We start from the raw sequence: 14,545 nt of genomic DNA, 5'->3' as shown, positions 1-14,545 counted from the left end.
TGCAACTACGCTGCGTCATTCGGCGCGGCGAGCTCACCCGGTCGCCGGGTACCGATTGGGGCCACCGGGTCAGAGCTGCTCCAGTCGCGTGCGCAGAGCGTCAGCCTCCGGGCGGCCGAGGCCGACGAGGATGGGCAACGCCCGGTCGTAGAACCGCCTCGCCTCCTCGGGGTTCCCTTCCGCCTCGGCGACCTCGCCGAAGGCGGACAGCGCCCTGGCGACCTCGAACCGCGACCCGCTGGCCTCCATGGTGGCGAGCGACGCTTCGAGTTCGGTCCGCGCGGCGGCGAGATCCCCGGCCGCGGTGAGGGCGCGGCCGAGGTCGGTCCGGGCGCGGGCCACGTTGTAGGGGTCGGCGGCCAGTGCCTCGCGAGCGCGGGTGAGATGCTCGATCGCGGGATCCGGCCGACCGGCCTTGAGCTGGGTCGAACCGAGGTTGATCAGCGCGAGCCCGACGTCGTGCGTCCGGTTCTGGCGTTCGCTCAGCCGGTGGTCTTCGGTGAACCACCGCACCGCGTCTTCGAGCCTGCCCTGCGCCAGCGCGACCAGGCCGAGCCCTTCCACCGACCGGATCTCGACGACCTCGTTCCCGGCCTTCCGCGCGGCTTCGCGGCCCGCCTCGTAATGCGCGACGGCTTCGTCGTACCGGCCGGTGCCGCGGCAGGCGGCTCCACTGCGGTTGTGCATCAGGGCCTCGGCGGAGGCGTTGCCCCACGCCCGCGCGCACCGCACGCCTGCCTGGCTCACCTTGAGGAAGTCCGGATAGTGCTTGCGCAGCAGGAAGAGCGGCCACATCGCGGCGGCGAGCTGCCAGCCGAGTTCCGGCAGCTGCCACGTTTCGGCGGTCTCGACGGCGGCGATGAGGTTCTCGCGTTCCCGTTCGAGCCAGGCGAGTTCCTCGTCGGCGGACTCGAACGAGACCGGCGTCGGCGGCCGGTATTCGTACCGGTACGGGATCGGGTCCTGGTCGGGGACCGTCATCGCGGTGGTCTTGGACGCAGTGTGCAGGTACCACTCGAGCATGCGGCGCACCGCGATGTCGCGGTCGTACTCGTTGCCCGCCGTCTTCTCCTTGGCGTGCAGCCGCGCGAGGTCGTGGAAGGTGTACCGGTCGTCGCCGCGGTCGATCAGCAGGCCGACGTCGACGAGCTGGTCCAGCAGGTCTTCGGCGACCTCCTCGCGGACGGCGATCGACGCCGCGGCCACGCCGACGCCGAAGTCGGGTCCGGGATGCAGGCCGAGCGCCGCGTACAGCGCGGCCGCGTCCGAGGGGAGTTCGTCGTAGGAGAGGTTGAAGCTGGCTTCCACCGATTGCGCCTCTTTCGTCGAGAGCGTGGCCAGTCGACGATATTCCTTTCCCAGCTCGGTGGCGATCTTCTCCAGCGACATCTTCGGCCGCCCCGCGAGCTTGGCGCTGACCGTGGTGAGGGCGATCGGCAGGCCGCCGCACAGGTCGGCGATGGCCCGCGCCTGCGCGGCTTCGGCGCCGACCCGCTCCGCGCCGACCGCGCGGCCCAGCAGTTCGGCGCTGTGCGCGGAACCGAAGGGGGCCAGCTCGACCAGACGCGCGCGATGTTCGGTCTGGAGCCTGCCCAGACGGCGCCTCGACGTCACGATCACGAGGCTTTCGCCGCCGGCGGGCAGCAGCGGCAGCACCTGTTCGGTCGAACCCGCGTTGTCGAGCAGCACGAGCAACGGTCGTTCGGCGGTCGTCGTGCGGTAGAGGGCGGAGAGCTCCTCGACGTCCGCGGGCAGCCCTTCCGGCGGAACACCCAAAGCGCGGAGGAACCGGCCGAGCGCTTCGCTCGCGGAGAGCGGGCCGTTGGCGCTGAAGCCGCCGAGATCCGCCCAGAGGTGCCCGTCCGGGAACCGGTCGCCGAGGTGCCGGGCCCACGCGGTGGCCAGCGCCGTCTTCCCGATCCCGCCCTGGCCGCTGATCAGGTGCACCGCCGGCCCGTCGGTGTCGTCCTGGGACAGGAGTTCTTCGAGCAGCGCGAGCTCGGCCGTGCGGTTGGTGAAATGCGCGGGCGCGGGCGGGAGCTGACGCGGCCCCGAACTCACCTGCCTGGTGAGTTTCACCGCCGATCGCTGGCGCGGTACCTGTGGCGTGCTGACTTCACTTTCACCCGGCAACGGGCCGCCCATCTACATCCCCTCTTCGGGTTAACCCAGCGAACGCGTAGAGCATCCCGGCGTAGGTCCGACGAGAACAGCGAAATCGGTCAAATGCGGCCGGATGGAGCAAGGCGTGTAACAGCTCGCGAAAAGTCGCGCGGGTGATGTCGAGATCGGTCCGGCGGCTTCGTCCCCGGGGCGGACGCGGCCGGAGTGGCCGCGCGAACCGGAGGGACGGACATGCGCAAGCTCATCGTTCAGCAGTGGGTCACCGTCGACAACATCGCCGCGGAGGAGGACGGCGGCCTGAGCTTCGTGTCGGGCGAGCCCTTCTCCGAGAAGACCGAGCCGGCGTTCAAGGCGAGCGTGATGGGGCTCGTCGATTCGGTCGACACGATGATCCTGGGAGCGAACACCTACGCGATGTCCAAGGACTACTGGCCGCACGCCCAAGAGCAGGGCGAGTACGGCGAGAAGCTCAACAACCTCACCAAGTTCGTCGCGTCGTCCAAGCTGGACGACGCCCCTTGGGGCGGTTTCCCCGCCGCGACCGTAACGCGCGACCCCGCCGCCACCGTCCGCGAGCTCAAGGAACAGCGCGGCAAGGACCTGTGGCTGTGGGGAAGCTCGACCCTCATGAGGTCGCTGCTGGACGCGGGACTCGTCGACGAGATCCGGCTGATGGTCTGCCCGGTGACTCGCGGCAAGGGGACGCGTGTCTTCCAGGACCGGCGGGAGCTGAAGCCGATCGAGGCCACCGCGTTCGAGAACTGAGGGGTGAGGCGAATACGGCGTGATCGGACCCCGGTCGTGCAGGCTGTGTCGGCCGGCTTCACTAGGGATGAGGTGTCCTGGGTGGCGTGGTTCGGACCGGCCGGTGGTCCGGTCCTGCTCAGAGAGTCCACAAGGGACATCCCGCGCCGCTTGAATGCCCGATTTATTCTGATATGTACAGTTCAGCTTCGGGGTCGTGAGTGGCAAAGAGGGTTAGAACGATCATCGCCACTCACGACTCCTGGGCAAAGCACTCATATCGGGCGCGCGGGGCAGACTTGGTGTCCTTTGTGGACAGTTGAGGGTCGTGGCGAACCACAGGCGAACTAGGTGGTCGGCACGACCGGGGCTCGCGTGAGGACGACGGCGAAGCCGAACGCGAGCCCCATCACGGTCAGTTCGAGCGTCGCCCACGCGGCCAGCGCCGTCCGGTTGTGCCGGACGATCTGGGGCATCAGCTTCCAGCGCGTGTACGCGCCGAGGCTCGCGATCACGCCGGTGCACAACAGTTTGAGCAGCACCAATTGCCCGTAAGGTGTGGTGAAGACGCCTTCCCAGAAACCGAGCGACGGGTTGAGCGAGATCTCGATCAACCCGTTGAACAGCCCGGTCGCCGCGCCGAGGATCAGGCACAGCGTCGCGAGTTTGGAGAACCGCGGCAGGGCGTGCGCCAGCAGGGTCCGGTTCCCGACGAGCAGCACCGCCATCGCGCCGAGCCCGCCGGTCCAGGCGACGGCGCTCATCACGTGCAGTTCCATCGAGATCATCGTGTAGTCGTGGTAGTTCCAGTTCGACGCGTGCCCGGTGACCGGCAGCGGCAGCAGCGCGAACAGGCCGAGCCCGACGCGGACCTCGGCGGGCACCTTCTCGCCGTGTTTCAGGGCGAGGACGCCGAGTCCCGCGTGCAGCAGGGCCAGCACCGCCACGATCAGCAGCGCCTTCCCGGCGCCGACGTCGGCGATGTAGCCGCCGACGTCCGACATCGACAGCGTGCTGGAACCCGGGCGGTACTCGGCGGTCTGCAGGATCAGCGCGACGAGCGCGGTGGTCGCCCAGACCAGCGCGGCCGCGACACTCGCGGGCCGCGCGATCCGCATGATCGGCTCGGAGAGCTTCGGCCGGTCGTAGCCGACCAGCACCGAAAGCAGCGCCAGCCCGATCGTGGCGACCGCCGAGATGTCCAGCAGCACCCGCACGATCGGGATCGAGACCGAGACCACCTCGCTGACCTGCGCGACCCCGGGGACCGGGGCGGTGGCCGTCAGCGCGACACCGATCAGGGCGCCGACGATACCCGCCGTCACCACGCAGAACAGGACGGCGACGCGGGCACGCGAGGTGGTCTCGGCCTGGGTCATGAGCCGCTCTTCTCCTTGTCCGCGCCGGTGCGCAGCGCGACGGTCAGTCCGACGGCGAGCAGCACGACGGCGCCCGCGATCCACACCCAGATCGGCACCCCGGACGAGCCTTCGCCGCCGGTCGCCGGGGCCGTCTCGACCTGGCCCGCGTTGCTGCGCGCCGCGTCGGCGCTCGCCGGGGTCCCGGTGCCCGCGGCGGTGAGCGTGAACGGCACTTCGCCGGTCACGGCGTGCCCGTCCGCGGACAGGATCCGGTAGCCGATCTTGTACTCGCCCGCCGGGCCGAGCGGCCGCAGCGGCACGGTCACGACGCTGTCGCGGACCTCGACCTGGCCTTCGGCCCACTGGCCGCCGCCCGGTCCGATGACCGCGATCTGGTTGACGTTCGCGTTCTGGACGTACTGGTCGAACGTGAGCGTGATCTTCGCGGGCCCGGCGGCGATCGAAGCGCCCTTCGCCGGGTCCGAGGAGATCAGGACGTTGTGCGCCAGGGCCGGGGTGGCGGTGGCGAGCCACGCCACCCCGGTGATCGCCAGCGCGACGATCGCTTTACGCATTTACTTGGTTCCCTCGGTGTTGCTGGTGCCGGAAGCGGCGGTGGCGCGGCGGGCGCGCAGGGTGGCACCGGCGCCGACGCCGAGGCCGAGCGCGCCGACGACCAGTCCGGCGCCGCCGAGCCAGCGGGCGGTGTTGTCGGAAGAGGACGACGCGGCGTGCGACTCCTCGGACGTGGCCTTGGTGTCGGTGCCGTGGCCGCCACCGTGTCCGTCAGCGCTCTTCTCGGCGAGCTTCACCGTCGGCGCGGGGTGCTCGGGCTCCTCACCGGAGGCCGGGGTCGGCTGGTTCCACTCGACGACCTTGCCGTTCTCGTAGGTCTGGGTGGCGGGGAACTCGATCGCGTCGACGTTGGTCGGGAACTTACCCGCGCTGATCTGGAACTCCTGGAACTCGGTCGATCCGGCGGCGATCTTGGTGCCGGGCTCCGCGGTCCAGGAGACCTTGGTGACGGCCTCGGTGATCTGCGTGCCGGAGTCGGTGGTCACCGGGGCGGGCAGCTTGGACTTGACGACCTCGGCCTTCCAGCCGGGGAGCGGCTTGGCGCGCACGGAGCTGAGCGCGTACTCGGGCTTGAGGGTGATCTCGACCTTGACCGTCCCGGCGTCCTTCTCCTCGTTGGGGACGCGGAAGAAGATCGATCCGTAGCCGCCCTTCGACGGCTGGGGGCCGTAGACGTTGGCGGTGACGTGGGCCGAGGCGATCCCGGCCGAGAGCAGGCCGGTGATCCCGACGGTGGCGGCCAGGAAACCGGCGCGCTTGAAGACGTGCTTGGACACGAGAACTCCTGAACGTGAATGAGACGGCGGGTTCGGGGACCGCGCCGATTACGGGGGATGAGCTGGGGTTCAGGAGAACAGGGGTGGGCCGCGCCTGCCGTGGACGCGGCGGAGGTCCACGCGGACGAGGTGGCCGGGCCCGGCCGGACGGGCGAGCACCGGGGACCCCACCGCGGCGGGCACCGGGAGCGCGTTGAGGATGAAGGGGACCAGCGCGCGCAGGCAGGCGAGGACGCCGAGCAGCAGTCCGTCGGCCTTGGCCAGCAGCAACGCGGTGATCAGCGTGGCGACGACGTGCGCGACGGTCATCGCGAGGCCGCCCGAAAAGGGTCCGGGTTCGCCGTGCGGTTCGTGGCTGCTCAACGAGCTGAGCACGAGGTGCATCACGACCTGACCGGCGCCGAGGTCGACGATGGTGGCCAACGGCCCGCGCGCCTTCTCTGCGAGCGCGGCGGCGTTCCAGCCGATCAGCACGGTGAGCAACAACGTCATCGCCGTATCGGGGAGATCGCCGTCCCCGATCATGTGCGCGGTCACGGCCAGCGCCGCGGAACTCACGCCGAGCAAGCCGCCACGCACAGCGCGTAACGCGCTTCGGTGATGGCTGCCTTTACTCACGGGTGAAGGGTATTCGACGTACGTCCGAGTGGTCGATCTCCTCCCGGCTGGTGAGCAGTGGGAAAGACACCGCCGGACCGGCGCGTGCGTTTGCCCATTTAGGCCGAATGGGGAAGGTTGACGGGATAAAAGGCGGTAAACAGGGGTTTGACCGCGCGGCTTTTGGGTAGTCAGGCTCCCGATACAGCTACTCCGAATGGGTGAGGAGTCTCACCCAGAGGCGGCGGGAGAACCAGCACGCGATGAATCTCTTCGAGTACATCTCGGATCGGTGGGACAGACTCGCCCTCCAAGGGCTCCTCCATGTCAGCGCGGTCGTGCAGTGCACGATCCTGGCCGCCGTCCTCGGCGTGGTGATCGGCGTCGCCGTCTACCGCAGCCCGATCGGGTCGGCCGTGGCCACGGCGCTGGCGAGCACGATCCTCACCGTCCCCTCCTTCGCCCTCTTGGGCCTGCTCATCCCCGTGTTCGGTCTCGGCGCGAACACCACCGTCATCGCCCTCGTGCTCTACGCGCTGCTGCCGATCGTGCGGAACACGATCGTCGGGCTGAGCGGCGTGGATCCGGCGGTCAGCGACGCGGCACGCGGGATCGGCATGAGCCGCTTCGGCGTGCTGACCAAGGTGGAGCTGCGGCTCGCCTGGCCCGCGATCCTCGCCGGTATGCGGGTCGCGACGCAGATGCTCATGGGCATCGCGGTCATCGCGGCCTACGCGAAGGGGCCGGGCCTCGGCTCGGAGGTCTTCTCCGGCCTCACCAACGCGGGGAGCACGAACTCCCTCAACCAGGCACTGACCGGGACGCTCGGGGTGGTCGTCCTCGCACTGGTCCTCGACGCCGTTTACGTCCTGATCAACCGTTTGACCGTCTCTAGGGGTGTCCGTGGCTGAGTCTCCTGAAACCGTATCCGGCGTCGAAATCGAGCTGGAGAACGTCACGAAGCGCTACCCCGGCACCCGTGAGCCCGCGGTCGACGACTTCTCGATGGTGGTGCCCGCCGGCAAGATCGTGGTCTTCGTCGGCCCGTCCGGCTGCGGCAAGACCACGACCATGCGGATGATCAACCGGCTGATCGAGCCGACGTCGGGCCGGATCACCATCGGCGGTGACGACGCGCTGAAGCTCGACGTCGACACCCTGCGCCGTCGCATCGGCTACGCGATCCAGCAGGCCGGGCTGTTCCCGCATTTCACCGTCGCGCAGAACATCGCCGTGGTGCCGGGGCTGCTCGGCTGGGACAAGAAGAAGGTCAACGACCGGGTCGAGGAGATGATGGACCTGGTCGGGCTGGACCCGGCCGATTTCCGCGACCGGTTCCCGCGTCAGCTGTCCGGTGGACAGCAGCAGCGCGTCGGCGTCGCGCGGGCGCTCGCGGCGGATCCGCCGGTGCTGCTGATGGACGAGCCGTTCGGCGCGGTCGACCCGATCACCCGCGGCAACCTGCAGGACGAACTGCTGCGGCTCCAGACCGACCTGAAGAAGACGATCGTCTTCGTCACCCACGACTTCGACGAGGCCGTGAAGCTCGGCGACAAGATCGCGGTGCTCGGCAACCAGTCGAAGATCCTCCAGTACGACACCCCGGACGCGATCCTCGCGAACCCGGCCGACGACACCGTCGCCGGCTTCGTCGGTGCCGGCGCCTCGCTGAAGCAGCTGACGCTGCTGCGGGTCCGTGACGTCGAGCTGAAGCAGGACGCGCTGACGGCGACGGTGAGCGAGTCGCCGTCCTCGGTCCGCGAGAAGCTGACTCAGCAGCGCAAGCATTTCGTGCTGGTGCTCGACCAGCGCCGCCGTCCGATGCGGTGGGTGCACGTCCGCGAGCTGACCAAGGCGACGTCGCTGTCCACCGCGGGCAAACCGCTGCGCGACTACGTCAGCCTCCAGTCGACCCTGCAGGACGCGCTCGAAGCCATGCTCGCCGAGGGCGGCAGCGTCCCGGTGACCGGCGCGCGCGGCGAGTACGCCGGGACGATCGAACTCGACACCGTCATCGCGACGATCCAGCAGCTGCGCGAGGAGCACTCCGACGACAGCCCGGCGGAAGGTGTGACCGCATGACGGCCACCGTCGATACCGGCTTCTCCACCGAGTCCTCGTCGAGAGGCGCCGAACGGGTCCGGCTGTTCGCCCAGCCCGCCGCGGTCCTGCTGATCGTCGCCGCGGTGCTGATCTGGGTCTTCGCCAGTGACCTCACCGCGACGGAGAAGGAAACGCTCAACGCCGCCGGGCTGCTGGCCGCGCTGCGCGACCACCTGGCGATGACCGTCGTGGTCACCGCGATCGTGGTCGCCGTGGCGGTGCCGCTCGGCGTGCTCGTCACGCGGCCGTGGGCGAAATGGGCGGCGCCGGTCTTCCTGGCGGTCGCGAACATCGGCCAGGCCGCGCCCGCGCTCGGTGTGCTGGTGCTGTGGTTCATCGTCACCGGCGCCACCGGCGGGCTGTGGGTGGCGGCGCTGCCGCTGGCGTTCTATTCGCTGCTTCCGGTGCTGCGGAACACGATGGTCGGCCTGCAGCAGGTCGAGCCCGCGCTGATCGACGCCGGCCGTGGCATCGGCATGTCGGCGTCCGGCGTGCTGTGGCGGGTGGAGTTCCCGCTGGCCATCCCGCTGATCCTGGCCGGTCTGCGGACCTCGCTGGTGCTGGCCGTCGGCACGGCGACCTTCGGCATGTTCGTCAACGCCGGTGGTTTCGGCCTGCTGATCGACACCGGCTACAAGCTCAACCTGACGAAGGTGCTGATCACCGGCTCGGTGCTCGCCGTCGCGCTGGCGCTGCTGGTCGACTGGCTCGGCGCGGTGGCGGAACAGTTCTTCGGACCGAAGGGACTGCGCTGACATGCGACTCAAGGCGATCTTCGGTGCGGTCCTGTTGTGCGGCACGCTTTCCGCGTGCGGGCTGGAGGTCAACACCGCGCTGCCGTACAAGATCGAACCCGGTTCGATCCAGCCCATCGAGTCGCTCAAGGGCGTCAAGGTGACGGTGGGCTCGAAGGACTTCACCGAGAACATCATCCTGGGCTACATGGCCGAGATGGCGCTTTCCGCGGCGGGCGCGGACGTCGTCGACCTGACCGACATCAAGGGCTCGAACTCGTCGCGGCAGGCGCTGCTCGCCGGCCAGACCGACGTCACGTGGGAGTACACCGGCACCGGCTGGATCAACTACCAGGGCAACGAACTCCCCGTCCCCGGCGGGGAACAAGCCCAGTACGAAGCCACGAAGGCGGCGGACGAGGCGAAGTTCGGTGTCACCTGGCTGAACTATTCGCCGCTCAACGACCAGTACGCCTTCGCGGTCACCGAGGCCTACGGAGCGGCGAACAATCTGAAGACGACGTCGGACCTGGCGGAGTTCCTGAAGCGGAAGCCCGATCAGAACGTGTTCTGCCTGGAGACCGAATTCACCAGCCGCCAGGACGGTTTCCCCGCCGCCGTGCGGGCGTACGGGTTCCAGAACCCGGTGATCAAGAACTTCGGCATCGGCACGATCTACTCGGCCGTGGCGAGCGGGACCTGCCCGATCGGCGAGATCTTCACGACCGACGGCCGGATCGCCGGGCTCAACCTTCGCGTCCTCGAAGACGACAAGAAGGCGTTCCCGCAGTACAACGCCGTGCCGACGCTGCGGACGGAATTCCTGAAGCAGCACCCGGAACTGCGGGGACCGCTCGAAGCCGTCGCCGCGGCCCTCGACAACGAGCAGATGATCGAGCTGTGCAAGCAGGTCGACGTCGACGGTCGTGACCAGGGCGAGGTCGCCTACGAGTGGATGAAGAAGAAGGGGTTCATCTCTTAGGCCTCGTGAGTGGCTAGGACGGTTCTAACCGTCCTAGCCACTCACGAGGCAGCTCAGATCCCCAGCCGGTGCAGCAGCTTTCCCTCCAGCTGGTCCAGCTCCCCGGCCACGGCCCGATGCGCCGCCTTCCGCCGCGCGGCGGGCATCCGCTCCGAAGCGCGAACGGTCGCCGAAAGCTGCTCCAGCGTCCCCTGGGTGTCCTTCGCGAAGGCCGCGTCGGCGTCGGTCGCCTTCGCCGACCTCTTCAGCTCCGCGAGCCCCTGCGTCAGCCCCGCGATCCGCGCGTGCAGCGCGGCACCGCGTCCGCTGTACTCGCCGAGCTGGTCGACGGCGACGCCGAGCTTCTTCGCTTGATAACGGTCGTATAGCTCTCGCGCGGCACCCGCCGCTCGAACGGCGTACGGCGCGATCACCGGCAGTACGGCCGGTCCGAGCACTTTGGCCACCGCGACGGCGTTCTTCGCCTTCTTCGGGGTAAACCTGCCTTCGCCCTCGACGGCTTTGGCCTTGCGCGCCATGGCACCTCCCACGCTGTGTCACAGACGAACTTACTGGTCCCCGATGTGGCGGGCATGTCGGCTTGCCGGACGCCTTCTAGAGTGTTGCCTGTGAGTAACGAGGTGCTACTGGACGCGGGAGCGGTGAGCCGCTGCCGGCGTCGCGTGCACCTGGAACACGATCCGGCGATGCGCGAGGTCCCGCTCGCCCCGCCCGACCCCGCCGCGCAGCAGCGGATCGCCGACGCGTCAGCGCATCGCGAGGCGATCGTGCAGCGCCTCATGGAGGCGACGGGACCCGACGCGACCTGGGTCAAGATCCCCCGGGACCTCCCGGCCGCCGAGCGCGTGCAGCTCACCGAAGAGGCCTTCGCCGCCGAAGCGCGCTACGTCTGGGGCGCGCTGCTCCCGGTGGATCGCGCCGGTCACCGGCGTGGTGGCTCCGAACTCCTGGTCCACACCGGTGACGGATACGTGCCGGTGCTGGTCGTGCGGCACCGCGTCACCGATCGCGGCGCGGGCGCGCCGACCACGGTGATGACCGACCTCGATCCGGCGAACCGGCTGCCCGATCCGGCGCGAAAGATCCGCTCGCAGCCGCGGGACCAGATGCGGCTCGCGCACCTCTACCGGATGCTCGAAGCGCTCGGAAAGCACGAAGGGCACCGCGCCGTCGGCGGCGTCATCGGGCTCGACGCGGACGTCGTCGTCTGGCACGACCTGTCCGCGGCCACCTGGCCGGGCGGCCGAAGCGCGCTGACGGAGTACCAGAGCCGCTTCGTCGACAGGCTCGCCATCGCGAGCGCTGCCGCCGAGGGCGAGGAGCCGCTCGCCGAGCCGTCCCGCGTCCTCGAATGCCGGCGCTGCCCGTGGTGGCCGACGTGCGAGGTCGTGCTCACCGAAACCCGTGACGTCAGCCTGGTCGTCCGCGGCGAGGACGCGATGGAGCTCCGCCGCGCCGGGGTGTCCACAGTGGACAAGCTGGCCGCGCTCGATCCGGCCGACGAACCGCCGCCGATGAACTGGACCGGCGGCACGTTCGCCGACGCGATCATCCTCGCGCGCGCCTGGCTCGCCGATCTCACGATGGTGCGCAAGGTCGACCGCGTCGAGGTCCCGCGCGGTGACGTCGAGGTCGACGTCGACATGGAGAGCTTCGGCGATTCCGGCGCGTACCTGTGGGGTTCGCTGCTGACGGGCGCCGACATCGGGATGGAGCAGGGCTATCGCGCGTTCGCGACGTGGGAGCCGCTGCCGACCGCGGACGAGGCCCGGTCGTTCGCCGAGTTCTGGGCCTGGTTCACCGAAGTCCGCGAGCGCACGCTCGCCGCGGGCCTGACCTTCCGTGCCTACTGCTACAACGCGCTCGCCGAGAACCGCTGGCTTTTCGGCTCCGCCGACCGGTTCGGCGAGTACCCCGGCGTTCCGAAGAAGGCGGAGATCGCGTCCTTTGTGGACTCCGAGGAGTGGATCGATCTCTTTCGCAGCGTCACCGACCAGTTCCTCTGCTCGCAGGGCAAGGGGCTCAAGGTGATCGCGCCGGTCGCGGGATTCGCCTGGCGCGACCCGGAAGCGGGCGGCGAGGCGTCGATGAGGTGGTACCGCGACGCCGTCGGCATGGACGGCGGACTTTCGGACGCCGCCCAGCGGGAGCGCCTGCTGCGCTACAACGAGGACGACGTCCTGGCGACGCACGCGCTGCGGAACTGGATGACCGACCACGCGCAGACGTCCGTGCCGTACATGAACGACCTCTGAGCACCCGGTCGCCGGGAAACTTGCGAGCACGCGCGTCCCTGCGGATACTCGTAGACGAGTACTCGTCAACGAGGAGGCGTGTTGAAGCGGCGGAAGGTCGGGAATCTGCTGGCGCTGGCGATCCTGTCCACGCTGAACGAGCGGCCGATGCATCCGTACGAAATGGCCTCGATCCTGAAGAGCCGCGGCAAGGACCGCGACATGGGGATCAAATGGGGCTCGTTCTACACGGTCGTCGGCAACCTGCGGAAACACGGCTTCATCGAGGCCGCCGAGAGCGGTCGCGACGGTGCCCGCCCCGAGCGCACGGTGTACCGGATCACCGACGCCGGCCGTGACGAAATGCTCGACTGGCTGCGCGAACTGCTGGCCGGACTCGCGCCGGAGGAGCCCAAGTTCGTCGCCGGGCTGTCGGTGCTGGGCTGGCTCGGGCCGGACGAGGTGATCGCCCTGTTCCGCACCCGGCTGGCCGCACTGGACGAAGACATCGCCTCGACCCGGGCCGAACTGGCGCGGCTGCTGGAGGAGATCCCGCGGCTGGTGCTGCTCGAACTCGAATACCACCTGGCGATCCGAGTGGCGGAAGCCGAATGGGTCCGCTCGATCCTCGGGGAACTGACTTCCGGCTCGATGCCCGGTCTCGCCGAATGGCGGGCCCTGTCGGCCGAAAGGGGGAGCACCGGCTAGCCGAAAGAACCCCGGCGAGGTGTTGCAGCACCCCGCCGGGGCGACGATCCCGCAACCGGAACCCGGCCACGAGACGGCACTTCGCGGAACTACGCCCGGCAGCGCGGCACCGAACCGCAGATCGAACTCTGGCGGAAACAGGCCCGCGAACTCACGGCCGGCCTGCCGGAAGGCGCGAAGATCCTTGAGGTCGCCTTCGGCCCCGGCTACTTCGCCGTCGAGCTGGCGCGGCTCGGGTTTTCCGTCACCGGACTGGACGTCGCGCCGACGTTCGTGGAGATCGCGGGCGAGTACGCGCGGGCCGAAGGCGTCGAGGTTTCGTTCCGCGAGGGTGACGTCGCGGCGATGCCGTTCGACGACGAGACGTTCGACTTCGTCGTCTGCCAGGCCGCGTTCAAGAACTTCGTGTGGCCGGTGAAGTCGCTCGACGAGATGTACCGCGTGCTGCGCCCAGGCGGCACGGCGGTGGTGCAGGACATGAACCGGGACGCGACCGACGGCGACATCGTGCGTGAGGTCGCGAGCATGAAGCTCGGCAAACTGGCCGCTCTGGCGACCCGTCAGACACTCGGCCAACTGCGGCGGCGCGCTTACACGCCTGTCGATTTCAGCGGGCTGGTCGCCGAAACCGCGTTCCGGACGTGCGAGGTCACCACGGCCGGGATCGGCTTGGACGTCCGCCTCACCCGCCCCTGACGCGCTATGAAAGGTCCTTTCCTTGCAAATTTCGCAAGGAAAGGACCTTTCCTCTCACGCGGGGCAGGCTCAGCGAGGGGCCATGCGCAGCGAGCCGTCCATCCGGATGACCTCGCCGTTCAGGTAGTCGTGGTCGATCAGCGACAGCGCGAGCTGCGCGTACTCGTCCGGCCGCGCGAGCCGCTTCGGGAACGGAACGCCCTCGGCCAGCGAAGCGCGGAACTCCTCGCTCACCGTCGCCAGCATCGGGGTGTCGACGATGCCCGGCGCGATGGTCAGCACGCGGATGCCGTGCGACGCGAGGTCGCGCGCGGCGGGCAGGGTCATCCCGACGATGCCGCCCTTGGACGACGAGTACGCGACCTGCCCGATCTGGCCGTCGAAGGCGGCGACCGACGCGGTGTTGATGATGACGCCGCGCGCGTTGTCGGCCAGCGGCTCGGTCTTGGCGATGGCCTCGGCGGCCAGCGTCAGCACGTTGAAGGAGCCGACCAGGTTGATCTGGACGACCTTCGCGTACAGGGCGAGGTCGTGCGGGCCCTTCTTCGAAAGGATTCGCGCGGACGGCCCGATCCCGGCGCAGTTCACCACGGTCCGCAGCGGCACCCCGGACTCGGCGGCGGTCGCGACCGCCGCCCGCACCTGCTCCGGGTCGGTGACATCGGCCTCGACGTAGGTGACGTTCTCGACCTGCTCGGCGTTCGCGATGGCACCGGCGAGGTCCAGCGCGAAGACCCGCGCGCCCTTCGCGGCGAGCGCCTTCGCGGTCGCGCCGCCGAGCCCGGACGCGCCACCCGTGACGAGCGCCGCGGTATCGGTGATCTGCATGTTCTCCCTTTCGTCGACAACCGTTCATAGGTTAACGCTCGTTCGCATCGGGCCTGGGTGGGATGGCTCACTCCGGGTGCGC

At 69.2% G+C, this 14,545-nt stretch carries 15 protein-coding genes; 8 read left to right on the top strand and 7 right to left on the bottom strand.

The window, feature by feature from the left end; genetic code table 11:
- Positions 1 to 69 precede the first annotated feature (69 nt).
- On the bottom strand, positions 70 to 2,079 hold the full coding sequence (locus tag AC0685_RS02080) for a tetratricopeptide repeat protein (protein ID WP_478223854.1): 2,010 nt from the start codon (positions 2,077 to 2,079) through the stop codon (positions 70 to 72).
- 276 nt (positions 2,080 to 2,355) lie between these two features.
- Here AC0685_RS02080 and AC0685_RS02075 point away from each other — a divergent pair, with 276 nt between their 5' ends.
- Positions 2,356 to 2,889, top strand: a complete 534-nt coding sequence (locus AC0685_RS02075) for a dihydrofolate reductase family protein (protein ID WP_478223853.1) — start codon at positions 2,356 to 2,358, stop codon at positions 2,887 to 2,889.
- Positions 2,890 to 3,215: 326 nt separating this feature from the next.
- On the opposite strand, the gene AC0685_RS02070 is transcribed toward AC0685_RS02075, so the two are convergent.
- The 4 genes from AC0685_RS02070 to AC0685_RS02055 all read right to left on the bottom strand — a co-directional run bounded on the left by AC0685_RS02070 (position 3,216) and on the right by AC0685_RS02055 (position 6,139).
- Positions 3,216 to 4,247, bottom strand: a complete 1,032-nt coding sequence (locus AC0685_RS02070) for a copper resistance D family protein (RefSeq protein ID WP_340686013.1) — start codon at positions 4,245 to 4,247, stop codon at positions 3,216 to 3,218.
- Entirely contained in the window at positions 4,244 to 4,804 is a 561-nt protein-coding gene (locus AC0685_RS02065; RefSeq protein WP_478223852.1) for a copper resistance CopC family protein, read from the bottom strand. Before AC0685_RS02065 ends, AC0685_RS02070 begins: the two co-directional genes overlap by 4 nt.
- Positions 4,805 to 5,581, bottom strand: a complete 777-nt coding sequence (locus AC0685_RS02060) for a YcnI family copper-binding membrane protein (RefSeq protein ID WP_478223851.1) — start codon at positions 5,579 to 5,581, stop codon at positions 4,805 to 4,807.
- A 69-nt stretch (positions 5,582 to 5,650) separates the two neighbouring features.
- Positions 5,651 to 6,139 (bottom strand): hypothetical protein, encoded by a 489-nt coding sequence (locus AC0685_RS02055; RefSeq protein ID WP_478224438.1) that lies wholly within the window; start codon positions 6,137 to 6,139, stop codon positions 5,651 to 5,653.
- Between the two features lie 302 nt (positions 6,140 to 6,441).
- On the opposite strand from AC0685_RS02055, the gene AC0685_RS02050 reads away from it, so the two are divergent.
- The 4 genes from AC0685_RS02050 to AC0685_RS02035 are packed head-to-tail and all read left to right on the top strand — an operon-like array spanning position 6,442 to position 9,997.
- Positions 6,442 to 7,089 (top strand): ABC transporter permease, encoded by a 648-nt coding sequence (locus AC0685_RS02050; RefSeq protein WP_340686010.1) that lies wholly within the window; start codon positions 6,442 to 6,444, stop codon positions 7,087 to 7,089.
- Positions 7,076 to 8,260 (top strand): ABC transporter ATP-binding protein, encoded by a 1,185-nt coding sequence (locus AC0685_RS02045; protein ID WP_478223850.1) that lies wholly within the window; start codon positions 7,076 to 7,078, stop codon positions 8,258 to 8,260. The genes AC0685_RS02050 and AC0685_RS02045 overlap by 14 nt, the downstream gene beginning before the upstream one ends.
- The gene (locus AC0685_RS02040; RefSeq protein ID WP_478223849.1) at positions 8,257 to 9,036 is read left to right on the top strand and encodes an ABC transporter permease; all 780 of its coding nucleotides are present in this window, start codon (positions 8,257 to 8,259) and stop codon (positions 9,034 to 9,036) included. Before AC0685_RS02045 ends, AC0685_RS02040 begins: the two co-directional genes overlap by 4 nt.
- A 1-nt stretch (position 9,037) precedes the next feature.
- Positions 9,038 to 9,997, top strand: a complete 960-nt coding sequence (locus AC0685_RS02035; protein WP_478223848.1) for a glycine betaine ABC transporter substrate-binding protein — start codon at positions 9,038 to 9,040, stop codon at positions 9,995 to 9,997.
- Between the two features lie 53 nt (positions 9,998 to 10,050).
- Here AC0685_RS02035 and AC0685_RS02030 read toward each other — a convergent pair whose 3' ends face one another.
- A complete protein-coding gene (locus AC0685_RS02030; RefSeq protein ID WP_125679227.1) occupies positions 10,051 to 10,515 on the bottom strand; it encodes a DUF6474 family protein in 465 nt (154 codons plus the stop codon).
- Positions 10,516 to 10,605: 90 nt separating this feature from the next.
- Between AC0685_RS02030 and AC0685_RS02025 the strand changes: the two genes are divergently transcribed.
- The 3 genes from AC0685_RS02025 to AC0685_RS02015 all read left to right on the top strand — a co-directional run bounded on the left by AC0685_RS02025 (position 10,606) and on the right by AC0685_RS02015 (position 13,635).
- Positions 10,606 to 12,252 carry a TM0106 family RecB-like putative nuclease gene (locus AC0685_RS02025; protein WP_478223847.1) on the top strand — a complete coding sequence of 549 codons (1,647 nt, stop codon included), beginning with the start codon at positions 10,606 to 10,608 and terminating at the stop codon, positions 12,250 to 12,252.
- Between the two features lie 81 nt (positions 12,253 to 12,333).
- Positions 12,334 to 12,939: a PadR family transcriptional regulator gene (locus tag AC0685_RS02020; protein ID WP_478223846.1), complete on the top strand. Its 606-nt coding sequence runs from the start codon at positions 12,334 to 12,336 to the stop codon at positions 12,937 to 12,939.
- Positions 12,940 to 13,059: 120 nt separating this feature from the next.
- Positions 13,060 to 13,635, top strand: coding sequence for a class I SAM-dependent methyltransferase (locus tag AC0685_RS02015; RefSeq protein WP_478224437.1), 576 nt, complete (start codon positions 13,060 to 13,062; stop codon positions 13,633 to 13,635).
- A 69-nt stretch (positions 13,636 to 13,704) separates the two neighbouring features.
- On the opposite strand, the gene AC0685_RS02010 is transcribed toward AC0685_RS02015, so the two are convergent.
- A complete protein-coding gene (locus AC0685_RS02010) occupies positions 13,705 to 14,463 on the bottom strand; it encodes an SDR family NAD(P)-dependent oxidoreductase (RefSeq protein WP_478223845.1) in 759 nt (252 codons plus the stop codon).
- Positions 14,464 to 14,545 lie beyond the last annotated feature (82 nt).

The sequence above is a fragment of the Amycolatopsis sp. NPDC043889 genome (genome assembly GCF_056435645.1).
The sequence above is the reverse complement of the archived record's forward strand: the minus strand, read 5'-3'. Positions and strand labels throughout refer to the sequence as shown.

Bases quoted from the DNA above. Each gene is read 5' to 3' on its own strand.
- AC0685_RS02075 (WP_478223853.1), top strand. From the start codon at position 2,356: ATGCGCAAGCTCATCGTTCAGCAGTGGGTCACCGTCGACAACATCGCC.
- AC0685_RS02070 (WP_340686013.1), bottom strand. From the start codon at position 4,247: ATGACCCAGGCCGAGACCACCTCGCGTGCCCGCGTCGCCGTCCTGTTC.
- AC0685_RS02065 (WP_478223852.1), bottom strand. From the start codon at position 4,804: ATGCGTAAAGCGATCGTCGCGCTGGCGATCACCGGGGTGGCGTGGCTC.
- AC0685_RS02050 (WP_340686010.1), top strand. From the start codon at position 6,442: ATGAATCTCTTCGAGTACATCTCGGATCGGTGGGACAGACTCGCCCTC.
- AC0685_RS02040 (WP_478223849.1), top strand. From the start codon at position 8,257: ATGACGGCCACCGTCGATACCGGCTTCTCCACCGAGTCCTCGTCGAGA.
- AC0685_RS02035 (WP_478223848.1), top strand. From the start codon at position 9,038: ATGCGACTCAAGGCGATCTTCGGTGCGGTCCTGTTGTGCGGCACGCTT.
- AC0685_RS02030 (WP_125679227.1), bottom strand. From the start codon at position 10,515: ATGGCGCGCAAGGCCAAAGCCGTCGAGGGCGAAGGCAGGTTTACCCCG.
- AC0685_RS02010 (WP_478223845.1), bottom strand. From the start codon at position 14,463: ATGCAGATCACCGATACCGCGGCGCTCGTCACGGGTGGCGCGTCCGGG.